The sequence below is a fragment of the Pseudescherichia sp. L3 genome (genome assembly GCF_024656065.1).
In the GTDB taxonomy this organism is placed as follows: Bacteria; Pseudomonadota; Gammaproteobacteria; order Enterobacterales; family Enterobacteriaceae; genus Pseudescherichia.
Window position 1 is genome coordinate 67,962 of sequence record NZ_JANKYC010000006.1, and the last position, 24,292, is coordinate 92,253.

At 58.9% G+C, this 24,292-nt stretch carries 24 protein-coding genes; 20 read left to right on the forward strand and 4 right to left on the reverse strand.

What is annotated here, in order from left to right; all coding sequences use genetic code 11:
* Nucleotides 1–3: 3 nt before the first annotated feature.
* The 5 genes from NR795_RS20280 to NR795_RS20300 are packed head-to-tail and all read left to right on the forward strand — an operon-like array spanning nucleotide 4 to nucleotide 4,782.
* On the forward strand, nucleotides 4–1,716 hold the full coding sequence (locus tag NR795_RS20280) for an iron ABC transporter permease (protein ID WP_257759186.1): 1,713 nt from the start codon (nucleotides 4–6) through the stop codon (nucleotides 1,714–1,716).
* Nucleotides 1,704–2,729 (forward strand): ABC transporter ATP-binding protein, encoded by a 1,026-nt coding sequence (locus tag NR795_RS20285; protein WP_257759187.1) that lies wholly within the window; start codon nucleotides 1,704–1,706, stop codon nucleotides 2,727–2,729. The genes NR795_RS20280 and NR795_RS20285 overlap by 13 nt, the downstream gene beginning before the upstream one ends.
* The gene (locus tag NR795_RS20290; RefSeq protein WP_257759188.1) at nucleotides 2,726–3,796 is read left to right on the forward strand and encodes an MBL fold metallo-hydrolase; all 1,071 of its coding nucleotides are present in this window, start codon (nucleotides 2,726–2,728) and stop codon (nucleotides 3,794–3,796) included. The genes NR795_RS20285 and NR795_RS20290 overlap by 4 nt, the downstream gene beginning before the upstream one ends.
* Nucleotides 3,780–4,337 (forward strand): histidine phosphatase family protein, encoded by a 558-nt coding sequence (locus NR795_RS20295; protein ID WP_257759189.1) that lies wholly within the window; start codon nucleotides 3,780–3,782, stop codon nucleotides 4,335–4,337. The genes NR795_RS20290 and NR795_RS20295 overlap by 17 nt, the downstream gene beginning before the upstream one ends.
* Nucleotides 4,327–4,782, forward strand: coding sequence for a polynucleotide kinase (locus NR795_RS20300; RefSeq protein ID WP_144819212.1), 456 nt, complete (start codon nucleotides 4,327–4,329; stop codon nucleotides 4,780–4,782). The genes NR795_RS20295 and NR795_RS20300 overlap by 11 nt, the downstream gene beginning before the upstream one ends.
* Before the next feature lie 18 nt (nucleotides 4,783–4,800).
* Here the strand turns inward: NR795_RS20300 and NR795_RS20305 are convergent, their stop codons facing one another.
* Nucleotides 4,801–5,613, reverse strand: a complete 813-nt coding sequence (locus tag NR795_RS20305; RefSeq protein ID WP_144819214.1) for a dienelactone hydrolase family protein — start codon at nucleotides 5,611–5,613, stop codon at nucleotides 4,801–4,803.
* Between the two features lie 253 nt (nucleotides 5,614–5,866).
* Between NR795_RS20305 and udp the strand changes: the two genes are divergently transcribed.
* From udp to tatD, 9 genes are all read left to right on the forward strand, one after another.
* The gene (gene udp / locus NR795_RS20310) at nucleotides 5,867–6,628 is read left to right on the forward strand and encodes a uridine phosphorylase (protein WP_042395937.1); all 762 of its coding nucleotides are present in this window, start codon (nucleotides 5,867–5,869) and stop codon (nucleotides 6,626–6,628) included.
* A gap of 134 nt (nucleotides 6,629–6,762) precedes the next feature.
* Entirely contained in the window at nucleotides 6,763–8,139 is a 1,377-nt protein-coding gene (gene rmuC, locus NR795_RS20315; RefSeq protein ID WP_042395935.1) for a DNA recombination protein RmuC, read from the forward strand.
* A 66-nt stretch (nucleotides 8,140–8,205) separates the two neighbouring features.
* Nucleotides 8,206–8,961 (forward strand): bifunctional demethylmenaquinone methyltransferase/2-methoxy-6-polyprenyl-1,4-benzoquinol methylase UbiE, encoded by a 756-nt coding sequence (gene ubiE / locus NR795_RS20320; RefSeq protein WP_042395932.1) that lies wholly within the window; start codon nucleotides 8,206–8,208, stop codon nucleotides 8,959–8,961.
* Between the two features lie 13 nt (nucleotides 8,962–8,974).
* Nucleotides 8,975–9,580, forward strand: coding sequence for a ubiquinone biosynthesis protein UbiJ (ubiJ, locus tag NR795_RS20325; protein ID WP_042395926.1), 606 nt, complete (start codon nucleotides 8,975–8,977; stop codon nucleotides 9,578–9,580).
* A complete protein-coding gene (ubiB, locus tag NR795_RS20330) occupies nucleotides 9,577–11,223 on the forward strand; it encodes a ubiquinone biosynthesis regulatory protein kinase UbiB (RefSeq protein ID WP_154056369.1) in 1,647 nt (548 codons plus the stop codon). Before ubiJ ends, ubiB begins: the two co-directional genes overlap by 4 nt.
* Before the next feature lie 70 nt (nucleotides 11,224–11,293).
* The gene (gene tatA / locus NR795_RS20335) at nucleotides 11,294–11,548 is read left to right on the forward strand and encodes a Sec-independent protein translocase subunit TatA (protein WP_103821756.1); all 255 of its coding nucleotides are present in this window, start codon (nucleotides 11,294–11,296) and stop codon (nucleotides 11,546–11,548) included.
* A 3-nt stretch (nucleotides 11,549–11,551) separates the two neighbouring features.
* On the forward strand, nucleotides 11,552–12,070 hold the full coding sequence (gene tatB, locus NR795_RS20340) for a Sec-independent protein translocase protein TatB (protein ID WP_257759190.1): 519 nt from the start codon (nucleotides 11,552–11,554) through the stop codon (nucleotides 12,068–12,070).
* 2 nt (nucleotides 12,071–12,072) lie between these two features.
* Nucleotides 12,073–12,837 carry a Sec-independent protein translocase subunit TatC gene (gene tatC, locus NR795_RS20345; RefSeq protein WP_144819220.1) on the forward strand — a complete coding sequence of 255 codons (765 nt, stop codon included), beginning with the start codon at nucleotides 12,073–12,075 and terminating at the stop codon, nucleotides 12,835–12,837.
* Nucleotides 12,830–13,612: a 3'-5' ssDNA/RNA exonuclease TatD gene (gene tatD, locus NR795_RS20350; protein WP_257759191.1), complete on the forward strand. Its 783-nt coding sequence runs from the start codon at nucleotides 12,830–12,832 to the stop codon at nucleotides 13,610–13,612. Before tatC ends, tatD begins: the two co-directional genes overlap by 8 nt.
* On the opposite strand, the gene rfaH is transcribed toward tatD, so the two are convergent.
* On the reverse strand, nucleotides 13,609–14,097 hold the full coding sequence (gene rfaH / locus NR795_RS20355) for a transcription/translation regulatory transformer protein RfaH (RefSeq protein WP_042395910.1): 489 nt from the start codon (nucleotides 14,095–14,097) through the stop codon (nucleotides 13,609–13,611). The genes tatD and rfaH overlap by 4 nt on opposite strands.
* 170 nt (nucleotides 14,098–14,267) lie before the next feature.
* On the opposite strand from rfaH, the gene ubiD reads away from it, so the two are divergent.
* Together ubiD and fre are read left to right on the forward strand one after the other, a co-directional pair.
* Nucleotides 14,268–15,764 (forward strand): 4-hydroxy-3-polyprenylbenzoate decarboxylase, encoded by a 1,497-nt coding sequence (gene ubiD / locus NR795_RS20360; RefSeq protein ID WP_144819224.1) that lies wholly within the window; start codon nucleotides 14,268–14,270, stop codon nucleotides 15,762–15,764.
* A 55-nt stretch (nucleotides 15,765–15,819) separates the two neighbouring features.
* A complete protein-coding gene (gene fre, locus NR795_RS20365; protein WP_144819226.1) occupies nucleotides 15,820–16,521 on the forward strand; it encodes an NAD(P)H-flavin reductase in 702 nt (233 codons plus the stop codon).
* A gap of 54 nt (nucleotides 16,522–16,575) precedes the next feature.
* Here the strand turns inward: fre and fadA are convergent, their stop codons facing one another.
* Nucleotides 16,576–17,739, reverse strand: coding sequence for an acetyl-CoA C-acyltransferase FadA (gene fadA, locus NR795_RS20370; RefSeq protein WP_257759192.1), 1,164 nt, complete (start codon nucleotides 17,737–17,739; stop codon nucleotides 16,576–16,578).
* Nucleotides 17,740–17,748: 9 nt separating this feature from the next.
* Nucleotides 17,749–19,938 (reverse strand): fatty acid oxidation complex subunit alpha FadB, encoded by a 2,190-nt coding sequence (gene fadB / locus NR795_RS20375; RefSeq protein WP_257759193.1) that lies wholly within the window; start codon nucleotides 19,936–19,938, stop codon nucleotides 17,749–17,751.
* Nucleotides 19,939–20,125: 187 nt separating this feature from the next.
* Between fadB and pepQ the strand changes: the two genes are divergently transcribed.
* Genes pepQ through hemG form a run of 4 tightly spaced genes read left to right on the forward strand, consistent with a single transcriptional unit; the run spans nucleotide 20,126 to nucleotide 24,127 of the window.
* Nucleotides 20,126–21,457: a Xaa-Pro dipeptidase gene (gene pepQ / locus NR795_RS20380; RefSeq protein WP_257759194.1), complete on the forward strand. Its 1,332-nt coding sequence runs from the start codon at nucleotides 20,126–20,128 to the stop codon at nucleotides 21,455–21,457.
* Entirely contained in the window at nucleotides 21,457–22,071 is a 615-nt protein-coding gene (locus NR795_RS20385; RefSeq protein WP_257759195.1) for an IMPACT family protein, read from the forward strand. Before pepQ ends, NR795_RS20385 begins: the two co-directional genes overlap by 1 nt.
* A gap of 41 nt (nucleotides 22,072–22,112) precedes the next feature.
* On the forward strand, nucleotides 22,113–23,564 hold the full coding sequence (trkH, locus tag NR795_RS20390) for a Trk system potassium transporter TrkH (protein WP_257759196.1): 1,452 nt from the start codon (nucleotides 22,113–22,115) through the stop codon (nucleotides 23,562–23,564).
* Between the two features lie 11 nt (nucleotides 23,565–23,575).
* Complete coding sequence (hemG, locus tag NR795_RS20395; protein ID WP_144819238.1) at nucleotides 23,576–24,127, forward strand: menaquinone-dependent protoporphyrinogen IX dehydrogenase; 552 nt, start codon at nucleotides 23,576–23,578, stop codon at nucleotides 24,125–24,127.
* The last annotated feature ends 165 nt before the right edge of the window (nucleotides 24,128–24,292 follow it).

The following is a 24,292-nucleotide window of genomic DNA, read 5'->3' on the forward strand; positions in this document are numbered from 1 at the left end:
CTGATGACCACCATGACCCTCCGTCAACCCGCCAGCAGCGGCCCGCCGAAGGGGTTGCTCTGGCTGCTGCTCGGCCTGGTGGCGCTGCTCAGCCTGCTGCCGAGCCTGCGGCTGCTGGTTTCAGCGCTGCTCGACTGGCAGCAGGGGAGCAGTAGCAGCCTGTGGCGCGTTCTCAGCAACCCGACGACCTGGACCGCGCTCTCCCATAGCCTCTATACCAGCGGCCTGGGCACGCTGCTCTCGCTGCTGCTGGGCGGGCTGTTTGCCTTCTGCCTCGCGCTGACCAATATCCGCCTCAAGCAAGTCTGGGTATTCCTGTTTATGCTGCCGATGATGATCCCGCCTCAGGTGACGGCCCTGAGCTGGCTCCAGCTCTTCGGGCCGAGTAGCATCCTGCTTAACAGCCTCGGCATCGCGCCGTCGTTCGGCAGCGCCAATCCGCTCTACTCCCCGGAGGGGATCGCCCTGCTGCTGGGGATCCAGCATGCGCCGCTGGTCTTTTTGGCCCTGCGCACCCAGCTTCAGTGCCTGCCGAAAGAGCAGATCGAGGCGGCGCGGCTGAACGGCGCGTCGCTGTGGCGGGTGTTTATCGACATCGTGCTGCCGCTGTGCCGCACCGCGCTGTGGGCCGGAGCGGCGATAGCCTTTGTCTCCGCGCTGGGTAACTTTGGTATTCCGGCGATGCTGGGCATCCCCATCTCCTACTTTGTGCTGCCGATTCAGATCTACCAGTCGCTGTCCAGCTTCGGACCGTCGATGCTGAGCGACGTAGCCGCGCTGTCGGTGCTGATGGGCGTGTTGGCGATTGGCATTGTCTCGCTGCAGGGCTATCTACAGCGCCGCCATGCGCTGCCGCTGATCGGCATGGCCGGACGGGCGCTCGATTTTCAGCTCGGCAGGTGGCGTCTTGCTACCGAGCTGCTGCTGGGTGCAGTGCTGTGCGCTATTCTGCTGGCTCCGCTGCTGGCGCTGGTTGCGACCTCGCTGGTGCCGACCCTTGGCGTGCCGCTGACGGCCAACACCCTGACCTTTAACGCTTACCAGGCGATGCTGGAGAGCGGCAGCGCCACCTGGCGCGCGCTGAGCAACAGCCTGCTGCTTTCGGTCTCTGCCGCCCTGGTGCTGATGCTGCTGAGCTTGCCGCTGGCGTGGCTGCTGGTGCGTTTCCCGGCGCGTCCGCTGCGCTGGCTGCACAGCGCCATCGACATTCCCTATACCCTGCCGGGGGTAGTGCTAGCTATCGCCTGCATCCTGCTGTTCGCCCGTCCGCTGCCCATTATCGGCATCAGCCTGAGCGGCACGCTGCTGATCATCTTCTTCGCCTACCTGGCGCGCTTTCTCACCGTCTGCCTGAAGCCGTTGCACAACAGCATGCTCCAGCTCGATCCGGCGATGGAGGAGGCGGCCAGCCTGGCGGGAGCCAACTTTTCCCAACGGCTGCGGCATATCGTTCTGCCTCTGCTGGCTCCGGCGGCCTTTGCCGGCGCGCTACTGGTGTTTCTGACGGCGGTGAATGAGCTGACCGTCTCTGCCCTGCTGTGGAGCGCGGGCAAGGAGACCCTCGGCGTGGTCATATTTAACCTTGATGAGAGCGGCGATAAGGTGTTGGCCTCCGCCATCTCCGTGATGGTCGTCGCGCTGGTAGCACTGGTGATGCTGATGCTGAGCGGCCTGAGCCGCTATCTACCCAAAGGAGTAATCCCATGGCAGAACTAAGCCTGGAGAGCCTGAGTAAAACGTTCGGCGACCAGACCGTGGTGCGCGATCTGAGCCTGACCATTCCCGAAGGCGCATTTACAGCGCTGCTCGGGCCAAGCGGCTGCGGGAAAACCACCACCCTGCGCATACTGGCCGGGCTGGAGCGGCTCTCCAGTGGCCGCCTGACGCTGGGCAACCGGCTGCTGGCCGATGCGGTTACTCATCTGCCGCCGGAGGCGCGCAATATGGGGATGGTGTTTCAATCCTACGCCCTCTGGCCGCATATGACGGTAGCGGAGAACGTTGGCTATCCGCTGAAGCTGAAGAGAGTGAACGGCGCGGCGCGGCATAAGCAGGTGCTTGCTGCCCTTGAGGTGGTAGAGCTGGCGGCGTATGCCGACCGCTCACCGCAGGATCTGAGCGGCGGGCAGCGTCAACGCGTGGCGCTGGCGCGCTGCCTGGTTTCCGAGCCGCAGGTGGTGCTGCTTGACGAGCCGCTGGCGAATCTCGATCGTCATCTGCGAGCCACCATGGAGCAGACCTTCCGCGAATTTCATCGCCGCACCGGAGCAACCTTTGTCTACGTGACCCACGATCAGGCAGAGGCGATGGCGCTGGCCAGCCATATCGCGGTGATGCATCGGGGCGAGCTGATGCAGTGGGGAACGCCGCAGGAACTCTATCAGCAGCCCCACAGTGCATGGGTTGCGGGGTTTATTGGCAAGGGCAGCGTGCTGAACCTGGCGAGCACAACGCAGGATCGCCATCTGGATGGCATACAGCTTCATCATGGCCTGAGCGTGAGCGATGGCGTGCGCCACCCGGTGCTGGTACGCCCCGAGCACGTTGAAATAGGCGAGGGCGGCCTGGCCGCTACCGTCGAAAACTGTATCTATCAGGGGGAGCGCTACCTGCTGGCGCTGCGCCTGGCCGACGGTCAGCCGCTCACGGCCTTCCATCACCTGCCGCTGCGCGAGCAGCAGCTCACCGCCGTGCGCCTGCATCAGGGCTGGCGGCTGGAGGCGGCGTGACAGCGCAGATTGAGATTATCAGCGGGCTGCATGACAAAACGCCCGCCGCTATTCAGGTGATCACCCCCACACAGCGCATTCTGCTGGACGCCGGGGGCTCGCTGGAGCCGGGAGCTGACGACTGGCCGGTGCCGGATCGTCTGGATGCGGTGCTGCTCAGTCACGATCATATCGATCATATCGCTGGCCTGGCGCGGCTGCCCGCCTCGGTGCCGATCTATTGTAGCGCCGTAACGGCCCGCGCGTTGCCGCCAGGATCGAACGTTCACCCGATACCGGTGCGCGGTCAGTTCTCCCTCGGCGAATTGACGGTGACCACCGGCAGTAGCGGCCATGCCTGGGGCGGGATCTGGTTCCACCTTAATGTGCCAGGGGGGCTATTCTACAGCGGCGACGTGAGCCTGGAGTCGGCGCTGTTTCATTTCGATCCACCGCCGCCTGCGACAGTCGCGCTGATGGACGCCTCGTATGGCCTGTACGACACGCCCCAGCATCAGCAGCTTGAGACTCTGTGGCTGCACGTGCAGCGGCCGGTGCTCTGTCCGGTTCCGCCTTCTGGACGGGCGGTGGAGATGGCCCTGCTGCTGGCGCGTCGTGGCATGAGTGACGTGACGATGGATGATGCCTGCCGCGAAATGCTGACGCTGATGGCGGAAGATAATGACGGTAGCCTGATCCCCGGCATAGAGCATGAGCTGCGGCAGCGGGTACGTGACCTGCCTTCGTTGACCGCTGACGCGCCGGTGATTTTGGCCGCCGACCCGGATGGGCAGCAGGGCATCGCGGGCGAACTACGGCGGCGCGCTGATTTCCGCCACCGCACCCTGTTTACCGGGCATATGAATCACCGCGCCCGCGAGCAGCATCAACGAGGCGAGGTGGATTTCTGCCGCTGGAACGTTCATCCCACGCGTCGCTGCTTACAAAAGCTGGTGGCGATACTGCGTTGTCGCCAGCTGGTGCCGCTGTTTACCCCTGTTGATGACGCCGTGCTCTGGCAGCAGACGCTGGGCTGCGACATCCTTACCCAGCCCCATTTCAGGATAAAACATGACGCTACTGCCTAAGCCTTTTGTCTTTGTTCGCCATGGCCAGACGCCGCTTAACCGCGATCGCCTGATTGGCGGACGTACTGAAGTACCGCTCACCGCGACGGGCGAGCAGCAGGCCCGCGATGCCGCACCGCTACTGGCCAACCACCCCTGGAGCATCGTCGCCGTTAGCCCGCAGCAGCGCGCCCGGCGTACCGCAGAGCTATTACTGCCTGGGGCATCGCTGACGCAGGTTCCCGACCTGCGCGAGCGAGACTGGGGCGACCTTGAATGTCGTCCCCTTGGCGAGCAGACGCCCTACGAGGAGACGCCGCCGAACGGCGAAGCCTGGCTGCCTTTCTCTCGGCGCGTGATCGAGGCGTTGAACACCCTGCTGGCGCAGTACGACACGCCGCTGATCGTGGCGCACTCTGGTGTGTTTCGTGTGATCCGCCTGCTGGCGACCGGCACGCCGCATGGCGAGCGGATCGGCAACGTTGCCCCGCTCTGGATCCTGCCCGGCGCTACCCCTGATGACTGGAAAATGATCCCGCTGGAGAAGATGAATGCTGACTGAACAATGTGTGATTGTAGATATCGACGGTACCCTGGCCGAGTTTGACGCCGAGGCGGTACGCGAGTGGGTATTAGGCCCGGAAAAGCAGTGGCAGCCCTTTTTTGCTCACATGGCGGAGGCGCTGCCGAGCGTGGCCATTAGCCGTCTGGTGGGGCTGCTCAGCGCCCAGCAGCAGAAGATCGTGATCTGCAGCGGACGGCCTGCCAGCTTCCAGCGCCATACCCAGGAGTGGCTGGAGCGGCACTGTATTCCTTTCGATGCGCTCTATCTTCGGCCGGACGGGGAGGACATGCTCCCGGATGAGGTAGTGAAGAAAACGCTGCTGCAGCAGATAAAAGCGGACGGCTACGCCCCCTGGCTGGTGATCGACGATCGTCAGGCGGTGGTGGATTTCTGGCGTGCGGAAGGGCTGACCTGCCTGCAGTGTGCGCCGGGCGATTTTTAAGCCGCCCGGCACGGTACGCTACCCTCGCTTTTCGCCGTACTGGGCAAACCATGCCAGCATGCGCTGCCAGCCCTCTTTGGCCGACTCTTCGTGGTAGCTCGGACGATAGTCGGCGTTAAAAGCATGTCCGGCATCGGGATAGACCACGATCTCCGCCTCAGCGTTGGCGGCACGCAGGGCGTGACGCATGGTTTCTACGGTATCAAGCGGAATACTGCCATCCTGTGCACCGTATAGACCCAGCACCGGCGCGTTCAGATCGGTGGCGATATCCACCGGATGCGTCGGCGAGTTCAGGGTTTTATCGCCCACCAGCTTGCCATACCACGCCACCGCCGCCTTCAGCTGTGGATTATGCGCGGCGTAGAGCCAGGCGATGCGTCCGCCCCAGCAAAAGCCGGTAAGCAGAAGCCGGTGCGCGTCGCCGCCGTTGCGCGCCGCCCAGTTGGCGACATGATCGAGATCGGCTAATACCTGTGCATCCGGCACTTTTGAAACCAGCTCTTTAAACAGCGTGGGAACATCGCTGTAGTCATTGGGATCGCCCTGACGGAAGTAGAGTTCGGGCGCGATGGCCAGATAACCCTCCTGCGCCAGCCGACGGCAGATATCACGAATATGCTCGTGCACGCCGAAAATCTCCTGAACGACAATCACTACCGGCAGTGGGCCGGCGGCAGCCTGTGGTCGGGCATGCCAGGCGGGCATGTTTTCTCCCTGAGTGGGAATTGACGTCTCACCGGTCAGAATTGACTCTTCAGAGGTGCGAACGGCGGTGGAAGCGTGAGGTGAAGCTGCAGGTGCAAAGCCGGGCTGTTTTTCTGTTGTCATGGCAATCTCCGTACCCTTATTTAGCGCATCAGGTAACTATAGCCAGTACGCCAAAATCATCCTGTGCGGAAGAGACTATCTTTAAGACGAACGGGCGAAGAAGAACATCACAGTGTGATATAGATCACTTTTTGATGAAAAATTAATGTAACCAGTTTTCTTGAGAGTGATTGGTGTCACGAAAAAAAGCGATGGCCTTCTGTAGAGTACCGTTTTACTTCTGCTGATGAATCGACCCACAAAGGAGTCACCTATGTCCAAGTCTGATGTTTTTCACCTCGGCCTTACCAAAAACGATCTGCAGGGGGCTACGCTGGCTATCGTCCCTGGCGATCCGGAGCGAGTGGAAAAGATCGCCGCGCTGATGGATAAGCCGGTTAAGCTGGCATCGCATCGCGAATTTACCTCATGGCGCGCCGAAGTGGATGGCAAAGCCATCATTGTCTGCTCCACCGGTATCGGCGGCCCGTCAACCTCTATCGCCGTTGAAGAGCTGGCGCAGCTGGGCATCCGTACTTTCCTGCGCGTGGGTACCACCGGCGCGATCCAACCGCACATCAACGTTGGTGACGTACTGGTGACCACGGCGTCCGTGCGTCTCGACGGAGCCAGCCTGCACTTTGCGCCGATGGAGTACCCAGCGGTAGCAGATTTCACCTGTACCACCGCGCTGGTAGAGGCTGCTAAAGAGGTGGGCGCAACGACCCACATCGGTGTGACCGCCTCGTCTGACACCTTCTATCCGGGCCAGGAGCGTTACGACACCTTCTCCGGCCGCGTCGTTAGCCGCTACAAAGGCTCTATGGAAGAGTGGCAGTCAATGGGCGTGATGAACTACGAGATGGAGTCCGCCACGCTGTTGACCATGTGCTCCAGCCAGGGCCTGCGTGCCGGTATGGTAGCGGGCGTGATCGTCAACCGCACCCAGCAAGAGATCCCGAACGCAGAGACCATGAAGCAGACCGAAAGCCACGCCATTAAAATCGTGGTGGAAGCGGCGCGCCGTCTGGCTTAACGCGCCTCTCTGGCAGGTCGATCTCCTCGGCCTGCCGGTTTTGCGTAGTACCTCGCAGGAAAATCCTTCCCAACTGGACACCTATCCAGCACACTCTTATTTTGCATCGGTAAGTGGTTTATGCAGGAGGCAGGGTGGATATCTCAATTTTACTCAGCGCGGCGGCGGCGATAGCCGGCTTGCTGATAGGCTGGCTGGCGACAAAATCCCATGCCGATCGCCTGCGGGCCGATCTTACCGAAGAGCGGCGCGAGCTGGATATCGAACTGAGCGCGGCGCGACAGCGGCTGGTACAGAATCAGCACTGGCGTGACGAGTGCGAACTGCTGAATAACGAACTGCGCAGCCTGCGCGAAATCAACACCTCGCTGGAGGCCGATCTGCGCGAGGTCACCACCCGGCTAGAGTCTACCCAGCTGCATGCGGAAGATAAGATTCGCCAGATGATCAACAGCGAGCAGCGCCTGAGCGAGCAGTTTGAAAACCTCGCTAACCGTATCTTCGAGCAGAGCAATCGCCGGGTCGAAGAGCAGAACCGGCAGAGTCTGCACGGGCTTCTCTCTCCCCTGCGGGAACAGCTGGACGGTTTCCGTCGCCAGGTGCAGGACAGCTTTGGCAAAGAGGCGCAGGAGCGCCACACGCTTGCCCACGAGATCCGCAACTTACAACAGCTTAATGCCCAGATGGCGCAGGAAGCAATTAACCTGACCCGCGCCCTGAAAGGCGATAATAAAGCGCAGGGCAACTGGGGCGAGGTGGTGCTGGCCCGCGTGCTGGAGGCATCCGGCCTGCGGGCGGGCTATGAGTATGAAACCCAGGTCAGCATCGAAACCGAAGCCCGCGCCAGGATGCAGCCTGACGTCATCGTGCGGCTACCGCAGGGTAAAGATGTGGTCATCGACGCCAAAATGACCCTGGTAGCCTATGAGCGCTACTTCAACGCCGACGATGAGTACACCCGCGAAAGCGCGCTGCAGGAGCATATCGCCTCGGTGCGCAGCCATATTCGCCTGCTCGGACGTAAAGATTACCAGCAGCTGCCGGGCCTGCGCTCCCTTGACTACGTCCTGATGTTCATCCCCGTCGAGCCGGCCTTTTTAGTGGCCCTTGATCGTCAGCCGGAGCTGATCACCGAGGCGTTAAAAAACAACATCATGCTGGTCAGCCCGACCACGCTGCTGGTGGCCCTGCGCACCATTGCAAACCTCTGGCGCTACGAGCACCAGAGCCGCAACGCGCAGCAGATCGCCGAGCGCGCCAGCCGTCTCTACGACAAGATGCGGCTGTTTGTTGATGATATGTCGTCGGTGGGGCAGAGCCTGGAGAAAGCGCAGGATAATTACCGCCAGGCGATGAAAAAACTCACCTCCGGGCGGGGGAATTTGCTTGCCCAGGCCGAGGCGTTTCGCGGGTTGGGCGTTGAGATCAAGCGCGAGATTAATCCAGATTTAGCCGATCAGGCCGTAGCGCAGGATGAGGAGTTCCGTTTGCGCGCCGGGCAGGAGGGTTGAAACGTAGGGCAATCTCGCCCAATCTGTTACACTTCACGAACAATTTCTTGAATAGCAGGCACTGAGATGGCGGAAGATTCACAAGAAACGACGCATTTTGGTTATCAGACTGTCGCCAAAACGCAAAAGGCCGACATGGTGGCTCACGTATTTCACTCCGTGGCCGCAAAATATGACGTAATGAACGATCTGATGTCGATGGGCATCCATCGTCTGTGGAAACGTTTCACAATTGACTGCAGCGGCGTACGCCGTGGGCAGAAGGTCCTCGACCTCGCGGGCGGCACCGGTGATCTGACGGCGAAATTCTCCCGTCTGGTGGGTGAAACCGGGCAGGTAGTGCTGGCCGACATCAACGACTCCATGCTGAAAGTCGGGCGTGAAAAGCTGCGCAACCTTGGCGTGGTAGGTAACGTTGAATACGTGCAGGCCAACGCTGAAGCGCTGCCATTCCCGGATAACACCTTTGACTGCATCACCATCGCTTTCGGGCTGCGCAACGTCACCGATAAAGAGAAAGCGCTGCGCTCTATGTTCCGCGTGCTCAAGCCGGGCGGACGCCTGTTAGTTCTTGAGTTCTCTAAACCGATTATCGAGCCGCTGAGCAAGGCCTATGATGCCTACTCTTTCCACGTGCTGCCGCGCATCGGCGAGCTGGTGGCGAAGGATGGCGAAAGTTACCGCTACCTGGCGGAGTCCATCCGTATGCATCCCGATCAGGAGACGCTGAAGGCGATGATGCAGGATGCTGGTTTTGAAAATGCAGAGTATTTCAACCTGACGGCGGGTATCGTCGCGCTGCACCGTGGATATAAGTTCTGACAGGAGTGAGTGAATGCCCTTTACGCCGTTAGTGAGCGCTGGAATCGAAGGTGTTCTCAATACATTTTTATATCGCGAAAGGGCATTAAAACCCGCCCGCCAGCGCCTGCAGGGTAAGGTACTGCGTATTGTCCTCAAAGAGTTCTCTACGCCGCTTATCCTGGCCTTTAGCGAGCGCCAGGTCGACGTGCTGAGCGCCTGGGAGGGCGAGGCGGACTGCACCGTCATTACCCAGGCCCGGTTGCTACCGAAGCTGCGCGATCGCCAGCAGCTGACTACGCTTATACGCAGCGGCGAGCTGGAAGTGCAGGGTGATATTCAGGTTGTACAAAACCTTAGCGCGCTTTTCGATCTCGCAGAGTTCGATTTTGCTGAGCTACTTGCCCCTTACACCGGCGATATCGCCGCCGAAGGCATCGCGAAAGTTCTGCGCGGCGGTGCAAAGCGTTTCCAACATGGCCTGCAGCGTCAGCAGCAGTACGTGGGCGAAGCCATAACGGAAGAGTGGCGTCTGGCACCCGGTGGACTGGAAGTTGCCTGGTTTGCCGAGGAGGCCGCCGCCGTCGCGCGCTCGGTTGATGCGTTAACCAAACGGCTGGAAAAACTGGAGGGCAAATGACGCCAGGTGAAATTCGACGCCTGTACTTTATCATTCAAACTTTTTTGAGTTACGGGCTTGATGAGCTCATCCCACGAATGCGTCTTACCCTGCCGATTCGGCTCTGGCGTCGCACGCTGTTCTGGATGCCAAACCGTCACAAAGACAAAGAGTTAGGTCATCGCCTGCGGCTGGCGCTACAGGAGCTGGGACCGGTGTGGATCAAGTTCGGGCAGATGCTCTCTACCCGTCGCGATCTCTTCCCGCCCGTGATCGCCGACCAGCTTGCGATGCTTCAGGATCGCGTAGCGCCCTTTGACGGCAAGCTGGCTAAGCGGCAGATCGAAAAGGCGATGGGTGATATCCCCGTGGAGACGTGGTTTGATGATTTTGACATTACGCCGCTGGCGTCGGCCTCTATCGCCCAGGTCCACACTGCTCGCCTGAAAGAGAACGGCAAGGAAGTGGTGATCAAGGTGATCCGGCCGGATATTCTGCCGATAATCAGAGCCGATATGAGCCTGATCTATCGCCTTGCGCGCTGGGTTCCACGCCTGCTGCCGGACGGACGTCGCCTGCGCCCGCTGGAAGTGGTGAAGGAGTATGAGAAGACGCTGATCGACGAGCTGGATCTGCTGCGTGAAGCGGCCAACGCCATCCAGCTGCGGCGTAACTTTGAAAATAGCGCGATGCTCTACGTGCCAGAAGTTTACTCCGATTACTGCAGCCAAAATATGCTTGTCATGGAACGCATCTATGGTATTCCGGTGAACGACGTTGCTGCACTGGAGAAAAACAATACCGATTTGAAGCTGCTGGCCGAGCGTGGCGTACAGGTGTTCTTTACCCAGGTGTTCCGTGATAGCTTTTTCCACGGGGATATGCACCCGGGCAATATCTTTGTCAGCTATGAGCATCCGGAAGATCCGCAGTATATCGGTATCGACTGTGGCATCGTCGGCTCGCTGAACAAAGAGGATAAGCGCTACCTGGCGGAGAACTTCATTGCATTCTTCAACCGCGACTACCGTCGGGTTGCCGAGCTGCACGTTGATTCTGGCTGGGTACCGCCGGATACCAACGTTGAAGAGTTTGAATTTGCGATCCGCACCGTGTGCGAGCCGATTTTTGAGAAGCCGCTGGCGGAGATCTCTTTTGGCCACGTGCTGCTGAACCTGTTCAACACGGCGCGGCGGTTCAATATGGAGGTGCAGCCGCAGCTGGTGCTGCTGCAAAAAACGCTGCTTTATATCGAGGGCGTAGGACGTCAGCTCTATCCGCAGCTCGATTTGTGGAAAACGGCGAAACCTTTCCTCGAAACGTGGATCAAAGATCAGGTAGGCTTCCCGGCGCTGGTTCGTTCCCTGAAAGAGAAGGGACCGATGTGGATTGAGAAAATGCCCGAGCTGCCCGAACTGATCTACCACAACCTGCGCCAGCATAAGCAGCTGCAGCACAACGTGGATCTGATAGCCCGGGAGATGCGCGTTAACAATGTGCGCCAGGGGCAGTCCCGTTATCTGTTCGGTATTGGGGCAACGTTGATCCTGAGCGGAACGCTCTTTTTGATCAACCGGCCGGAGTGGCAAACGGCGTCCGCATGGCTTATCGCCGGTGGCGTGGTGGCCTGGCTTATTGGCTGGCGGAAAACCCGCGTGCTGTAGCCGCACGCTTAATGGGCCGGGTAGGCTGTACCGGCCCGCTAATTTCAGCATCTATCCTTGAGGATCGTGTATGGGTGGTATCAGTATTTGGCAGTTGCTTATTATTGCCGTCATCGTTGTCTTGCTGTTTGGAACGAAAAAGTTAGGCTCTATCGGTTCCGATCTCGGCGCGTCGATAAAAGGCTTTAAAAAAGCCATGGGCGATGACGATAAGCACGAGAAAAAATCGGCGGAGGACGCTGATTTCTCCACAAAAACCCTTGCTGAAAAGCAAGACGATGTGAAAACAGACGAAGAAAAACGTCGCGATAAAGAGCAGGTGTAATTCGTGTTCGATATTGGTTTTGGCGAACTGGTACTGGTATTCGTGATCGGTCTGATTGTGCTGGGGCCGCAGCGTTTACCGGTAGCGGTTAAAACGGTGGCCGGATGGGTGCGCGCGCTGCGCTCGCTGGCAAGCACTGTACAAAATGAGCTGGCGCAGGAGCTGAAGATCCAGGAGCTTCAGGACAGCCTCAAGAAGGTTGAAAAAGCGAGTATGGATCACCTGACGCCAGAGCTAAAAGAGTCTATGGATGAGCTGCGCCATGCGGCAGAGTCAATGAAGCGCACCTACAACGTCAACGATCCCGAGCGTGCAAGCGACGTAGCGCATACTATTCATAATCCGATTGTGAAAGGCAATGAGGAGCAGCATCAGGGCGTGACGCCTGCCGTTGCGGAGCACCAGGCCAGCGCGCCAGCGCAGGCACCGGTGCCAGAGACGGAGACGCCCGTCGACAGCAAGCCAGCTCAGCCCGCTGTCTCTGCCGCACATTCATCTTCATCGACAAGTGATAAACCGTAACCATGGCTGTACAAGATACCCAACCGCTGATTACGCACCTGATCGAGCTGCGAAAACGCCTGATGAACTGCATCTTTGCGGTGCTCGCCATTTTCGTGGTGCTGGTCTATTTCGCTAACGATATCTACCAGCTGGTCTCAGCCCCGCTGATCAAGCAGATGCCCTTGGGTGCAACGATGATTGCGACCGACGTGGCGTCGCCGTTCTTTACCCCGGTAAAGCTGACCTTCATGGTGTCGCTGATCCTCTCTGCGCCCGTTATTCTTTATCAGGTCTGGGCCTTTGTTGCCCCAGCGCTCTATAAGCACGAGCGGCGTCTGGTTGTGCCGCTGCTGGTCTCCAGCTCGCTGCTGTTCTATATCGGCATGGCCTTCGCCTACTTTGTGGTGTTCCCGTTGGCGTTTGGCTTTTTGACCCATACCGCGCCCGTGGGCGTGCAGGTATCGACGGATATTGCCAGCTACCTCGACTTCGTCATGGCGCTGTTTATGGCCTTCGGCGTGTCGTTTGAAGTACCGGTAGCGATTGTCCTGCTCTGCTGGATGGGCGTCACAACGCCGGACGATTTGCGTCGTAAACGGCCTTATGTGCTGGTAGGCGCGTTTGTTGTCGGTATGCTGCTAACGCCGCCGGATGTTTTCTCCCAGACGCTGCTGGCGATCCCGATGTACTGCCTGTTTGAAGTGGGCGTCTTCTTCTCGCGTTTTTATGTTGGCAAGCGCCGCTTCCGCCAGGAAGAGAGCGACGAAAGCGAAGACGATGTTTGATATTGGCGTAAACCTCACTAGCTCACAGTTTGCTGGCGATCGCGAGCAGGTTGTCGCCCGGGCTGCCGCCGCAGGCGTTAGCGGCATGCTGCTTACCGGAACCAACCTGCATGAGAGCCAGCAGGCACAGGCGCTGGCTGCGCAGTACGCGGGCTGCTGGTCCACGGCGGGCGTCCACCCGCATGACAGCAGCCAGTGGCAGCCGGAGACCACAGACGCCATTCGGGAGCTGGCCAGCCTGCCGCAGGTCGTCGCCATTGGTGAGTGCGGGCTGGATTTTAACCGTAACTTCTCCACGCCGCAGGCGCAGGAAGTGGCGTTTAGCGCACAGCTGGCTCTCGCCGCTGAGCTCTCCCTGCCGGTGTTTTTGCACTGCCGCGACGCCCACGAGCGTTTCTTAGCTCTGCTCGATCCGTGGCTGGATAAACTCCCCGGCGCGGTGCTGCACTGCTTTACCGGCTCAGAGCAGGAAGCGCGCGACTGTCTGGCGCGCGGGCTCTATCTGGGCATTACCGGCTGGGTCTGCGACGAACGTCGCGGGCAGGCGCTTAGCGAAATCGTACCGCTTATCCCGGCCGATCGTCTGCTGATTGAAACCGATGCCCCCTATCTGCTGCCTCGCGATCTCAAGCCTAAGCCAGCGTCACGGCGCAATGAGCCCGCCGTGCTGGGGCATATTTTGCAACGCGTGGCGCAGCTGCGAGGCGAGGATGCTGACCGGCTGGCAGGCATAACAGATAACAACGTCAGGCAGCTGTTCGGTATCGCGTTTTAAGCTTTACGGAAGTCGGTGTTTCTCACGCTCTGCACTACCTGCTGGTTGAGCAGATTCAGCAGCAGCATCGAGCGCGCTTCGCCGTCAGGCTCGGTAAAAATAGCCTTTAGCCCCTCAAACGCCCCTTCAGTGATCACCACGCTGTCACCCGGATAAGGTGTCTCAGGATCGGTCACCCCTTCAGGTTGATAGTGCACCAGCTGAGCGATCACCGGCGCAGGCACCGTTGCCGGACTAACACCGAAGCGGACAAAGTGGCTCACGCCGCGAGTCGCGTTAATGGTGGTGGTGTGGATAACTTCCGGATCGAATTCGACAAACAGATAGTTGGGGAACAGTGGTTCGCTCACCGCAGTGCGTTTGCCACGCACGATTTTTTCAAGCGTGATCATCGGCGTCAGGCAGTTTACCGCCTGGCGTTCAAGGTGTTGCTGGGCGCGTTCGAGCTGTCCCCGCTTGCAGTACAGTAGATACCAGGCTTGCATAATCACTCTGTTTTAGCTAATCGTGTGCAAGCATATCAAAACCCGATAATGATGGCTAAGGTGATTATAGCGGTCATCGCCACATGTTGGCGTAACGATTTACCCTAATTTAACAAAATTACAGCATCACGCCGATGTTCACCGTATAATGGAAGGCTGACTCCGAGGCCATGATTAACTGCATGAAATACCACGACCTACGTGATTTTATGGCGCTGCTGGAACAGCAGGGCGAACTCAAACGCATCACGCTGCCTGTTGATCCTCATCTGGAAATAACAGAAATTGCCGACCGCACGCTGCGCGCCGGTGGTCCCGCCCTGTTATTTGAAAACCCCACAGGCTACGCAATGCCGGTACTCTGCAACCTCTTTGGCACCCCGAAGCGCGTGGCGCTGGGTATGGGGCAAGAGGATGTGACGGCGCTGCGCGAGGTGGGCAAGCTGCTGGCCTTCCTGAAAGAGCCAGAGCCGCCGAAAGGCTTCCGCGATCTCTTTGATAAGCTGCCGCAGTTTAAGCAGGTGCTCAATATGCCCACCAAACGCCTGCGCGGCGCGCCGTGCCAGCAAAAGGTCGTGCAGGGCGAGGCGGTGGATCTCACCACTATCCCGATCATGCAGTGCTGGCCGGAAGATGCCGCCCCGCTGATCACCTGGGGCCTCACCGTCACCCGTGGTCCGCATAAAGAGCGGCAAAACCTGGGTATCTATCGCCAGCAGCTTATTGGCAAGAACAAACTGATCATGCGCTGGCTGTCGCATCGCGGCGGCGCGCTGGATTATCAGGAGTGGTGCGCAGCGCATCCCGGCGAACGTTTCCCGGTTGCCGTGGCGCTGGGGGCCGATCCCGCCACGATTTTAGGCGCAGTGACCCCTGTACCGGATACGCTTTCTGAATATGCCTTTGCCGGTCTGCTGCGCGGTACCAAAACCGAGGTAGTTAAGTGCATCTCAAACGATCTGGAGGTGCCTGCCAGCGCGGAGATCGTGCTTGAGGGCTACATTGAGCCGGGTGAGATGGCCCCGGAAGGCCCGTATGGCGACCACACGGGTTACTATAATGAGATAGATAGCTTCCCGGTCTTTACGGTGACGCATATTACCCAGCGCGAGGATGCTATCTACCACTCCACCTACACGGGTCGCCCGCCCGATGAGCCAGCCGTGCTTGGCGTGGCGCTGAACGAAGTCTTCGTGCCGATCCTGCAAAAGCAGTTTCCGGAGATTGTCGATTTCTATCTTCCCCCGGAAGGGTGCTCGTATCGCCTGGCAGTAGTGACCATCAAAAAGCAGTATGCCGGTCATGCCAAACGCGTGATGATGGGCGTGTGGTCCTTCCTGCGGCAGTTTATGTACACCAAATTTGTTATTGTCTGTGATGATGACGTGAACGCGCGCGACTGGAACGACGTTATCTGGGCGATCACCACCCGTATGGATCCGGCAAGGGATACGGTGTTGGTAGAGAACACGCCGATAGACTACCTGGATTTTGCCTCGCCGGTTTCCGGTCTGGGCTCTAAAATGGGGCTGGATGCTACCAACAAATGGCCTGGTGAAACCCAGCGTGAATGGGGGCGTCCGATTAAAAAGGATCCTGCCGTTACCGCGAGAATTGACGCTATCTGGGATGAGCTGGGCATAATGAGTGACGGTAAAGGCAGCTAATGCGCCGCCGTTTTGCCTTTTGATTCGTAATAAAACGACCCGACAGAGGGAGCGCATGACAACCTTAAGCTGTAAAGTGACTTCGGTAGAAGCTATCACCGATACCGTATACCGTGTTCGTCTTGTACCGGACGCGGCGTTTTCTTTTCGCGCCGGGCAATATTTGATGGTGGTGATGGACGAGCGCGATAAGCGTCCGTTCTCCATGGCATCCACGCCGGATGAGCAGGCGTTCATCGAGCTGCACATTGGTGCTTCCGAGCTGAACCTCTATGCGATGGCGGTGATGGACCGGATCCTGAAAGAGCGCGAAATTGTTATCGATATTCCGCACGGCGATGCCTGGCTGCGCGATGACGAAGAGCGTCCGCTGATCCTGATTGCAGGCGGAACCGGCTTCTCCTACGTGCGCTCGATTCTGCTGACCGCGCTGGCGCGTAACCCGGCACGTGATATCACCATCTACTGGGGCGGACGCGAAGAGAAGCACCTGTACGATCTCTCTGAGCTGCAAGCTTTAGCGGTGACCCACCCCAATCTGAAGGTGGTGCCGGTGGTTGAGCAGCCGGAAGAGGCGTGGCAGGGCCGCAGCGGCACGGTATTGACTGCGGTACTTCAGGATTTCGGCACGCTGGCCGAGCATGATATCTATATTGCCGGACGTTTCGAAATGGCAAAAATCGCCCGGGATCTCTTCTGCAACGAACGCGGTGCGCGGGAAGATCGTCTCTTCGGCGACGCTTTCGCCTTTATCTAAGCCCTGGCGTCACTGGCCCGACGGTGTCTCTCCCGCCGGGCCTGCCTGACACGCTTAAACTCGCTCAAACACCGTCGCAATCCCCTGACCCAGCCCAATACACATAGTCGCCAGGCCAAACTGCGCGTCTTTACGCTCCATCAGGTTCAGCAGGGTGGTGCTGATCCGCGCCCCGGAGCAGCCGAGCGGATGACCCAGGGCGATCGCGCCGCCGTTGAGGTTGATCTTCTCGTCAATCTGCTCCATCAGACCCAAATTCTTAATGCACGGCAGGATCTGCGCCGCAAAGGCTTCGTTCATCTCAAACAGATCGATGTCGCTCACCGTCAGACCGGCTTTTTTTAACGCCAGCTGCGAGGCCGGAACCGGACCGTAGCCCATGATAGAGGGATCGCAACCCACGACCGCCATTGAACGTATACGGGCGCGTGGCGTCAGGCCCAGCTCGCGGGCGCGGCTTTCACTCATCATCAGCATCGCCGCCGCGCCGTCAGAGAGCGCGGAGGAGGTGCCCGCCGTCACCGTGCCGTTAGCCGGATCGAACGCGGGCCGCAGCGCGGAGAGACCTTCAACGCTGGTCTCCGGGCGGATCACCTCGTCGAAGTTAAACATTTTCGGCACGCCGTCGGCGTCGTGACCGCCGGTGGGGACAAGCTCATTTTTGAACGCCCCACTCTGGGTGGCGGCCCATGCACGGGCGTGGGAGCGGGCGGCAAACTGGTCCTGCATCTCACGACTGATGCCGTGCATGCGTGCCAGCATCTCAGCGGTTAAACCCATCATGCCTGCCGCTTTAGCGACGTTACGGCTGAGGCCGGGATGAAAATCAACGCCGTGGCTCATCGGTACGTGGCCCATATGCTCAACGCCGCCCACCAGGCACGCCTGCGCATCGCCGGTCATGATCATGCGTGCTGCATCGTGCAGCGCCTGCATCGACGAGCCGCACAGACGGTTAACGGTCACCGCCGGAACGGAGTGGGGGATCTCGGCCAGCAAGGCGGCGTTACGGGCGATGTTAAAGCCCTGCTCCAGGGTCTGCTGCACGCAGCCCCAGTAGATATCGTCCAGCGCCGCGGCGTCGAGGGCCGGGTTGCGCGCCAGCAGGCTACGCATCAGGTGCGCGGAGAGATCTTCCGCGCGTACGTTACGGAACGCGCCGCCCTTAGAACGGCCCATCGGGGTACGAATTGCATCGACAATGACTACCTGTTCCATTGTGACTCCTTAAGCCGATTTCAGAACGCCTGCCGGGCGGGCTGGCGCAACGGGAGGATAATAGGGTTCGTTATGGCGCGCTTTCTCACGCAGGCCGTCCGGCACGGCGTAGAGCGGGCCAAGGGCGGCGAACTGCTGCGCTCGATCGAGATAGCTGGCGCTGCCCTGCGTGTCGAGCCAGCGGAATGCGCCGCCGTGGAACGGTGGGAAGCCAAGGCCGTAGACCAGGGCCATATCGGCTTCAGCCGGGCTGGCGATAATGCCCTCTTCCAGACAGCGCACCACTTCGTTGACCATCGGGATCATCATGCGGGCAATAATCTCCTCGTCAGAGAAGTCGCGCTTCGGCTGGCTAACCTCTGCCAGCAGGCCGTCAACGGCAGCATCTTCCTCTTTCTTCGGCTTGCCTTTGCTGTCCTCTTTATAACGCCAGAAGCCCTGGCCGTTTTTCTGTCCAAAGCGGCCCGCGTCGAACAGTACGTCAATGGCGTCGCGGTAATCCTTCTGCATCCGCTCCGGGAAGCCAGCGGCCATGACCGCCTGGGCGTGATGCGCCGTATCGATGCCCACCACGTCCAGCAGATAAGCTGGGCCCATTGGCCAGCCAAACTGCTTTTCCATTACCTTATCCACGCGGCGGAAGTCCGCGCCGTCGCGCAGGAGCTGGCCGAAGGCGGCAAAGTAGGGGAACAGGACGCGGTTGACGAAGAAGCCAGGGCAGTCGTTAACGACGATAGGCGTTTTGCCCATTTTGCTCGCCCAGGCGACCACTTTGGCGAGAGTCTGTTCCGAAGTTTTTTCGCCGCGGATCACCTCTACCAGCGGCATGCGGTGTACCGGGTTAAAGAAGTGCATGCCGCAGAAGTTCTCTGGGCGTTGCAGAACGCTGGCCAGCTCGCTAATAGGGATAGTCGAGGTGTTTGAGGCCAGCACCGTATCCGGGCGTACCTTCTGTTCAGTCTCGGCCAGCACCGTTTTTTTCACCTTAGGATTTTCGACGACCGCCTCCACCACTACGTCGACGCGATCAAAGCCGGTGTAATCGAGGGTCGGATGGATAGTGGCAATGACGCCCGCCAGCTTCAAACCGTCAATCTTGCCGCGCTCAAGCTGCTTATTGAGCAGCTTGCTGGCTTCGCTGATACCCAGCGTCAGGGATTTGTCGTTGATATCTTTCATCAGCACCGGCACGCCTTTCCATGCCGACTGGTAAGCGATGCCGCCACCCATAATGCCTGCGCCCAGCACGGCCGCCTGCTTCGGGGTCTCGACGTTCTGGGTCAGCTTTTTGGCCTGACCTTTGACATACTGATCGTTCAGGAAGATGCCTACCAGCGCGCGGGCCTCGTTGGTGTGGGCCAGCGGGACAAAGCTCTGGTTCTCAAGCGCCAGCGCCTCATCACGGCCAAACCGGGCCGCCGCTTCAATGGTTTTCACCGCCGTCAGCGGGGCGGGGTAGTGCTTGCCTGCGGTCTGCATCACCATGCCTTTGGCGATGGTAAAGCTCATGGCGGCTTCAATCTTGCTGAGTTTCAGCGGCTCCAGCTTCGGCTGGCGTTTGGCGCGCCAGTCCAGATCGCCCTCTATCGCCTGACGCAGAACGGCCAGCGCGCCATCGCGCAGTTTTTCCGCCGCTACGATGCCATCGACGAGGCCGATTTTCAGCGCCTGTTCAGCGCCTACGTCTTTGCCAGCAGCAATAATCTCCAGCGCGCTGTCAGCTCCCAGCAGACGCGGCATGCGCACCGAGCCGCCAAAGCCAGGCATAATCCCCAGTCTGGTTTCCGGCAGGCCAATACGCAGATCTGGCGTCGCTAAACGATAGTCGGTGGCGAGCACACACTCGCAGCCGCCGCCCAGCGCATAGCCGTTAACGGCAGAGATTGTGGGAACAGGAAGATCTTCCAGGCGGTTAAAGACGCTGTTAGCGAAGTGCAGCCACTGGCTAAGCTGCTCTTCGGGAACCTGGAACAGAGAGAGGAATTCGGTAATGTCCGCGCCGACAATAAAGGCGGCTTTGTCGGAGCGCAGCAGCAGCCCGGTGAGGTCGGGACTTTTTTCCAGCACGTCCAGCGCCTGGCCGAGACTCGCCACCGTCGCCGTATCGAGCTTGTTGACCGAGCCGGGGGCCGCGAACACCAGTTCAGCAATGCCGTTTTCCAGCCAGTCGAGGTATAGGGTATCGCCTTTGTAGAGCATGTCAGTCTCCTGAATCCAGCAGGGTTACTGGTCTTACCAGATGAGACGGAGTGTGGTTATTATGTTAATAAAATGCAAATGAGAGTTTAAAAAGTTGCTGAGGCGATCACGCTAAACGGAAAACACGCAGGCGTTACCGGGTATGTTAAGATGCCGAGAATTGCCGTCTAAACCAGAAGGGAAAATCATGGACTCACTGGCTGCGCTTTATAAAGATCATATCGTTACCCTACAGGAACGTGCCCGGGACGTACTGGCCCGCTTTAAGCTCGACGCATTGCTGATTCACTCCGGCGAGCTGTTCAACATCTTCCTTGATGACCATCCGTACCCCTTTAAGGTCAACCCGCAGTTTAAAGCCTGGGTACCTGTTACTCAGGTTCCCAACTGCTGGTTGCTGGTGGATGGTGTCAACAAGCCCAAGCTGTGGTTCTACCTGCCGGTAGATTACTGGCACAACGTCGAGCCGCTGCCGACCTCGTTCTGGACCGAAGAGATCGAGATTATTGCCCTGCCAAAAGCAGACGGTATCGCCAGCCAGCTGCCTGCGGCACGGGGCAATATCGCCTACATCGGCCCGGTGACAGAGCGCGCATTGCAGCTGGAGATCAAAGCCGAGAATATCAACCCGAAAGGGGTGATTGACTACCTGCACTACTATCGCGCCTATAAGACCGACTACGAGCTGGCCTGTATGCGAGAGGCGCAGAAGACGGCAGTGATGGGCCACCGCGCAGCGCACGAGGCGTTTCTCTCCGGTATGAGCGAATTTGACATCAACGTGGCCTATCTGACCGCCACCGGCCACCGCGATACCGACGTGCCCTACAGCAATATCGTTGCGCTCAACGAGCACGCTTCCGTGCTGCACTACACCAGGCTGGATCATCGCGCGCCCGCTGAGATGCGCAGCTTCCTGCTGGACGCTGGCGCCGAGTATAACGGCTACGCCGCGGATCTGACCCGGACCTGGGCCGCCAATGGCGATAACGACTTTGCGCAGCTGATCAAAGATGTCAACGACGAGCAGCTGGCGTTGATCGGCACTATGAAAGCGGGGGTGAGCTATATCGACTATCACCTGCAGTTCCATCAGCGCATTGCGAAGCTGCTCCGTCGTCATCAGATTGTTACCGACATCAGCGAAGAAGCGATGGTAGAGAACAATCTCACCGGCCCCTTCATGCCGCACGGTATCGGCCATCCGCTGGGCCTTCAGGTGCATGACGTTGCTGGCTTTATGCAGGATGACACCGGTACGCATTTGGCCGCGCCGGCAAAATATCCTTACCTGCGCTGCACCCGCGTAATCCAGCCGCGCATGGTGCTGACCATTGAGCCGGGTATCTACTTCATCGACTCGCTGTTGAACGCGTGGCGTGAAGGCGAGTTCAGCAAGCACTTCAACTGGCAGAAAATTGAAGCGCTGAAGCCGTTCGGCGGGATCCGTATCGAAGATAACGTGGTGATCCACGAGAACGGCGTGGAGAACATGACCCGAGATCTGAAGCTGGCCTGATGGAGAGCTGGCTGATACCGGCTGCGCCGGTGACCTTCGTTGAGGAGATCAAAAAGAGCCGCTTTATTACGCTGCTGGCCCACACCGACGGCGTAGAGGCGGCGAAAGCCTTCGTCAGCGCCGTACGGGCGGAACACCCGGAGGCGCGACACCACTGCGTCGCATGGGTGGCCGGGCCGCCGGACGACTCGCAGCAGCTGGGCTTCTCCGACGATGGTGAACCGGCTGGCACGGCGGGCAAGCCAATGCTGGCCCAGCTGATGGGCAGCGGCGTCGGTGAGATCACCGCTGTAGTGGTGCGCTACTATGGCGGCATTCTGTTAGGCACCGGCGGGCTGGTCAAAGCCTATGGCGGCGGCGTACAGCGTGCGCTTAATCAGCTCACCACACTCCGCAAATTACCGCTGACCGAATATACTTTGTGTTGTGATTATGCCCAGCTCGCTGGCGTAGAAGCGCTACTGGGTCAGTTCGAGGGGAAGATCGTCACCAGCGACTATCAGGCGGTCGTGCAGCTTCGGGTGGCGCTTCCCCGCGCCAGGCTGAGCGAGTTTTCCGTCCGGCTGGCAGATTTTAGTCGTGGTTCATTGCAATTATCAGCCATTAAAGAATAATCCCCACCTCATTTATCTGGATACCTAAGGAAGCGGCAGAGATGCATTTTCGCGCCATTACCCGAATCGTTGGACTGCTGGTGATACTGTTTTCCGGAACGATGATCCTGCCTGGACTGGTTGCGCTGATTTATCGGGACGGCGCGGGGCGTGCATTCACCCAAACGTTCTTTGTGGCGCTGGCGATCGGCTCCCTGCTGTGGTGGCCTAACCGCCGGGAGAAGAGCGAACTGAAGTCGCGGGAAGGCTTCCTGATTGTCGTCCTGTTCTGGACGGTGCTGGGCAGCGTGGGGGCCTTGCCGTTTATCTTCTCTGAGCGTCCCAACCTGACGGTGACCGACGCCTTCTTTGAGTCCTTTTCTGGCCTGACGACCACCGGGGCGACTACGCTGGTGGGGCTGGATTCCTTGCCGCACGGTATTCTTTTCTATCGCCAGATGCTGCAATGGTTCGGCGGGATGGGGATCATCGTCCTGGCCGTGGCTATTCTTCCTATTCTTGGCGTTGGGGGAATGCAGCTTTACCGTGCGGAGATGCCCGGCCCGCTGAAGGATAATAAGATGCGCCCGCGTATTGCCGAGACGGCAAAGACGCTGTGGCTTATCTATGTTCTGCTGACCGTGGCCTGCGCACTGGCGCTCTGGTTTGCGGGTATGCCGGCGTTTGACGCCATTGGACACAGCTTTGCTACCATCGCCATTGGCGGCTTCTCCACCCACGATGCCAGCGTGGGCTATTTCAACAGCCCAACGATTAACACCATTATTGCTATCTTCCTGCTGATCTCCGGCTGTAACTATGGTCTGCACTTCTCCCTACTGAGCGGGCGGAACCTGAAGGTCTACTGGCGCGATCCTGAGTTCAGAATGTTTATCGGTGTGCAGCTAACGCTGGTGGTGATCTGCACCCTGGTACTCTGGTTCCACGATGTCTACAACTCGGCGGTCACTACGCTAAACCAGGCGTTCTTCCAGGTGGTGTCGATGGCAACGACCGCCGGCTTTACTACCGACAGCATTGCGCGCTGGCCGCTGTTCCTGCCGGTGCTCCTGCTCTGCTCGGCGTTTATCGGCGGCATGGCGGGGTCCACCGGCGGGGGACTGAAGGTCATTCGTATCCTGCTGCTGTTTAAGCAGGGCAACCGCGAGCTGAAACGTCTGGTGCATCCTAACGCGGTGTACAGCATCAAGCTGGGGAACCGCGCGCTGCCGGAGCGTATCCTCGAGGCGGTGTGGGGCTTCTTCTCTGCCTATGCACTGGTCTTTATCGTAAGCATGCTGGCGATTATCGCCACGGGTGTAGATGACTTCTCCGCCTTTGCTTCCGTGGTGGCGACGCTGAACAACCTTGGGCCGGGTCTTGGGGTGGTGGCAGATAACTTTGCCAGCATGAACCCGGTGGCGAAGTGGATCCTCATCGCCAACATGCTTTTTGGTCGTCTTGAAGTCTTTACGTTGCTGGTACTCTTTACCCCAACGTTCTGGCGCGAATAAGGGAACACGCTATGAAAACGTTGATTCTATTCTCCACCCGTGACGGGCAAACCCGTGAGATCGCCTCCAGTATCGCCTCTGAACTGAGCGAGCTCAGCGTCTATTCCGATGTGGTTAACCTTAACCGTACAGAATCTATCGCATGGGAGGAGTATGACCGCGTGGTTATTGGGGCATCGATTCGCTATGGTCACTTTCATCCGGCCGTGGATAGGTTTGTGAAAAAGCATCTACAGCACCTTAATGCGCTGCCCAGTGCCTTTTACGCCGTTAACCTTGTGGCGCGCAAACCAGAGAAGAGCTCGCCGCAAACTAATAGCTATACGCGTAAGTTTTTATTGAACTCACCCTGGCAGCCGGATCGCTGTGCGGTGTTTGCCGGTGCCCTTCGCTACCCACGCTACTCCTGGTACGACCGGATCATGATCCGCCTGATTATGAAGATGACCGGAGGGGAAACGGATACGCGTAAAGAGGTGGTTTATACCGACTGGTCACGCGTAAGTGAATTTGCGCGAGAAATTGCACAATTAACCAGCAAATCGGCGGCAAAACAGGCATAAAGACTGCAAAATAAGCGCTTGGAAAGTTTTTTGCATTTAACGCTTGTCAGCTCCGAATAACTCCCTATAATGCGCCTCCACTGACACGGAACAACGGCGAATAAGCCGGCCGGTCAGCGAGGCGCCTCCGGGCACTTCGGCAGAGAAAAGCGAAAATAAACGCTT

Excerpts from the sequence above, each read along its gene's own strand:
- fadA (WP_257759192.1), bottom strand. The coding sequence starts at position 17,739 with ATGGAACAGGTAGTCATTGTCGATGCAATTCGTACCCCGATGGGCCGT.
- ubiD (WP_144819224.1), top strand. The coding sequence starts at position 14,268 with ATGATTAACTGCATGAAATACCACGACCTACGTGATTTTATGGCGCTG.
- NR795_RS20295 (WP_257759189.1), top strand. The coding sequence starts at position 3,780 with ATGACGCTACTGCCTAAGCCTTTTGTCTTTGTTCGCCATGGCCAGACG.
- fre (WP_144819226.1), top strand. The coding sequence starts at position 15,820 with ATGACAACCTTAAGCTGTAAAGTGACTTCGGTAGAAGCTATCACCGAT.
- NR795_RS20280 (WP_257759186.1), top strand. The coding sequence starts at position 4 with ATGACCACCATGACCCTCCGTCAACCCGCCAGCAGCGGCCCGCCGAAG.
- tatD (WP_257759191.1), top strand. The coding sequence starts at position 12,830 with ATGTTTGATATTGGCGTAAACCTCACTAGCTCACAGTTTGCTGGCGAT.
- NR795_RS20305 (WP_144819214.1), bottom strand. The coding sequence starts at position 5,613 with ATGACAACAGAAAAACAGCCCGGCTTTGCACCTGCAGCTTCACCTCAC.
- ubiB (WP_154056369.1), top strand. The coding sequence starts at position 9,577 with ATGACGCCAGGTGAAATTCGACGCCTGTACTTTATCATTCAAACTTTT.
- rfaH (WP_042395910.1), bottom strand. The coding sequence starts at position 14,097 with ATGCAAGCCTGGTATCTACTGTACTGCAAGCGGGGACAGCTCGAACGC.
- trkH (WP_257759196.1), top strand. The coding sequence starts at position 22,113 with ATGCATTTTCGCGCCATTACCCGAATCGTTGGACTGCTGGTGATACTG.
- NR795_RS20300 (WP_144819212.1), top strand. The coding sequence starts at position 4,327 with ATGCTGACTGAACAATGTGTGATTGTAGATATCGACGGTACCCTGGCC.
- tatC (WP_144819220.1), top strand. The coding sequence starts at position 12,073 with ATGGCTGTACAAGATACCCAACCGCTGATTACGCACCTGATCGAGCTG.
- NR795_RS20385 (WP_257759195.1), top strand. The coding sequence starts at position 21,457 with ATGGAGAGCTGGCTGATACCGGCTGCGCCGGTGACCTTCGTTGAGGAG.
- fadB (WP_257759193.1), bottom strand. The coding sequence starts at position 19,938 with ATGCTCTACAAAGGCGATACCCTATACCTCGACTGGCTGGAAAACGGC.
- ubiE (WP_042395932.1), top strand. The coding sequence starts at position 8,206 with ATGGCGGAAGATTCACAAGAAACGACGCATTTTGGTTATCAGACTGTC.
- udp (WP_042395937.1), top strand. The coding sequence starts at position 5,867 with ATGTCCAAGTCTGATGTTTTTCACCTCGGCCTTACCAAAAACGATCTG.
- NR795_RS20285 (WP_257759187.1), top strand. The coding sequence starts at position 1,704 with ATGGCAGAACTAAGCCTGGAGAGCCTGAGTAAAACGTTCGGCGACCAG.
- ubiJ (WP_042395926.1), top strand. The coding sequence starts at position 8,975 with ATGCCCTTTACGCCGTTAGTGAGCGCTGGAATCGAAGGTGTTCTCAAT.
- pepQ (WP_257759194.1), top strand. The coding sequence starts at position 20,126 with ATGGACTCACTGGCTGCGCTTTATAAAGATCATATCGTTACCCTACAG.
- tatA (WP_103821756.1), top strand. The coding sequence starts at position 11,294 with ATGGGTGGTATCAGTATTTGGCAGTTGCTTATTATTGCCGTCATCGTT.
- hemG (WP_144819238.1), top strand. The coding sequence starts at position 23,576 with ATGAAAACGTTGATTCTATTCTCCACCCGTGACGGGCAAACCCGTGAG.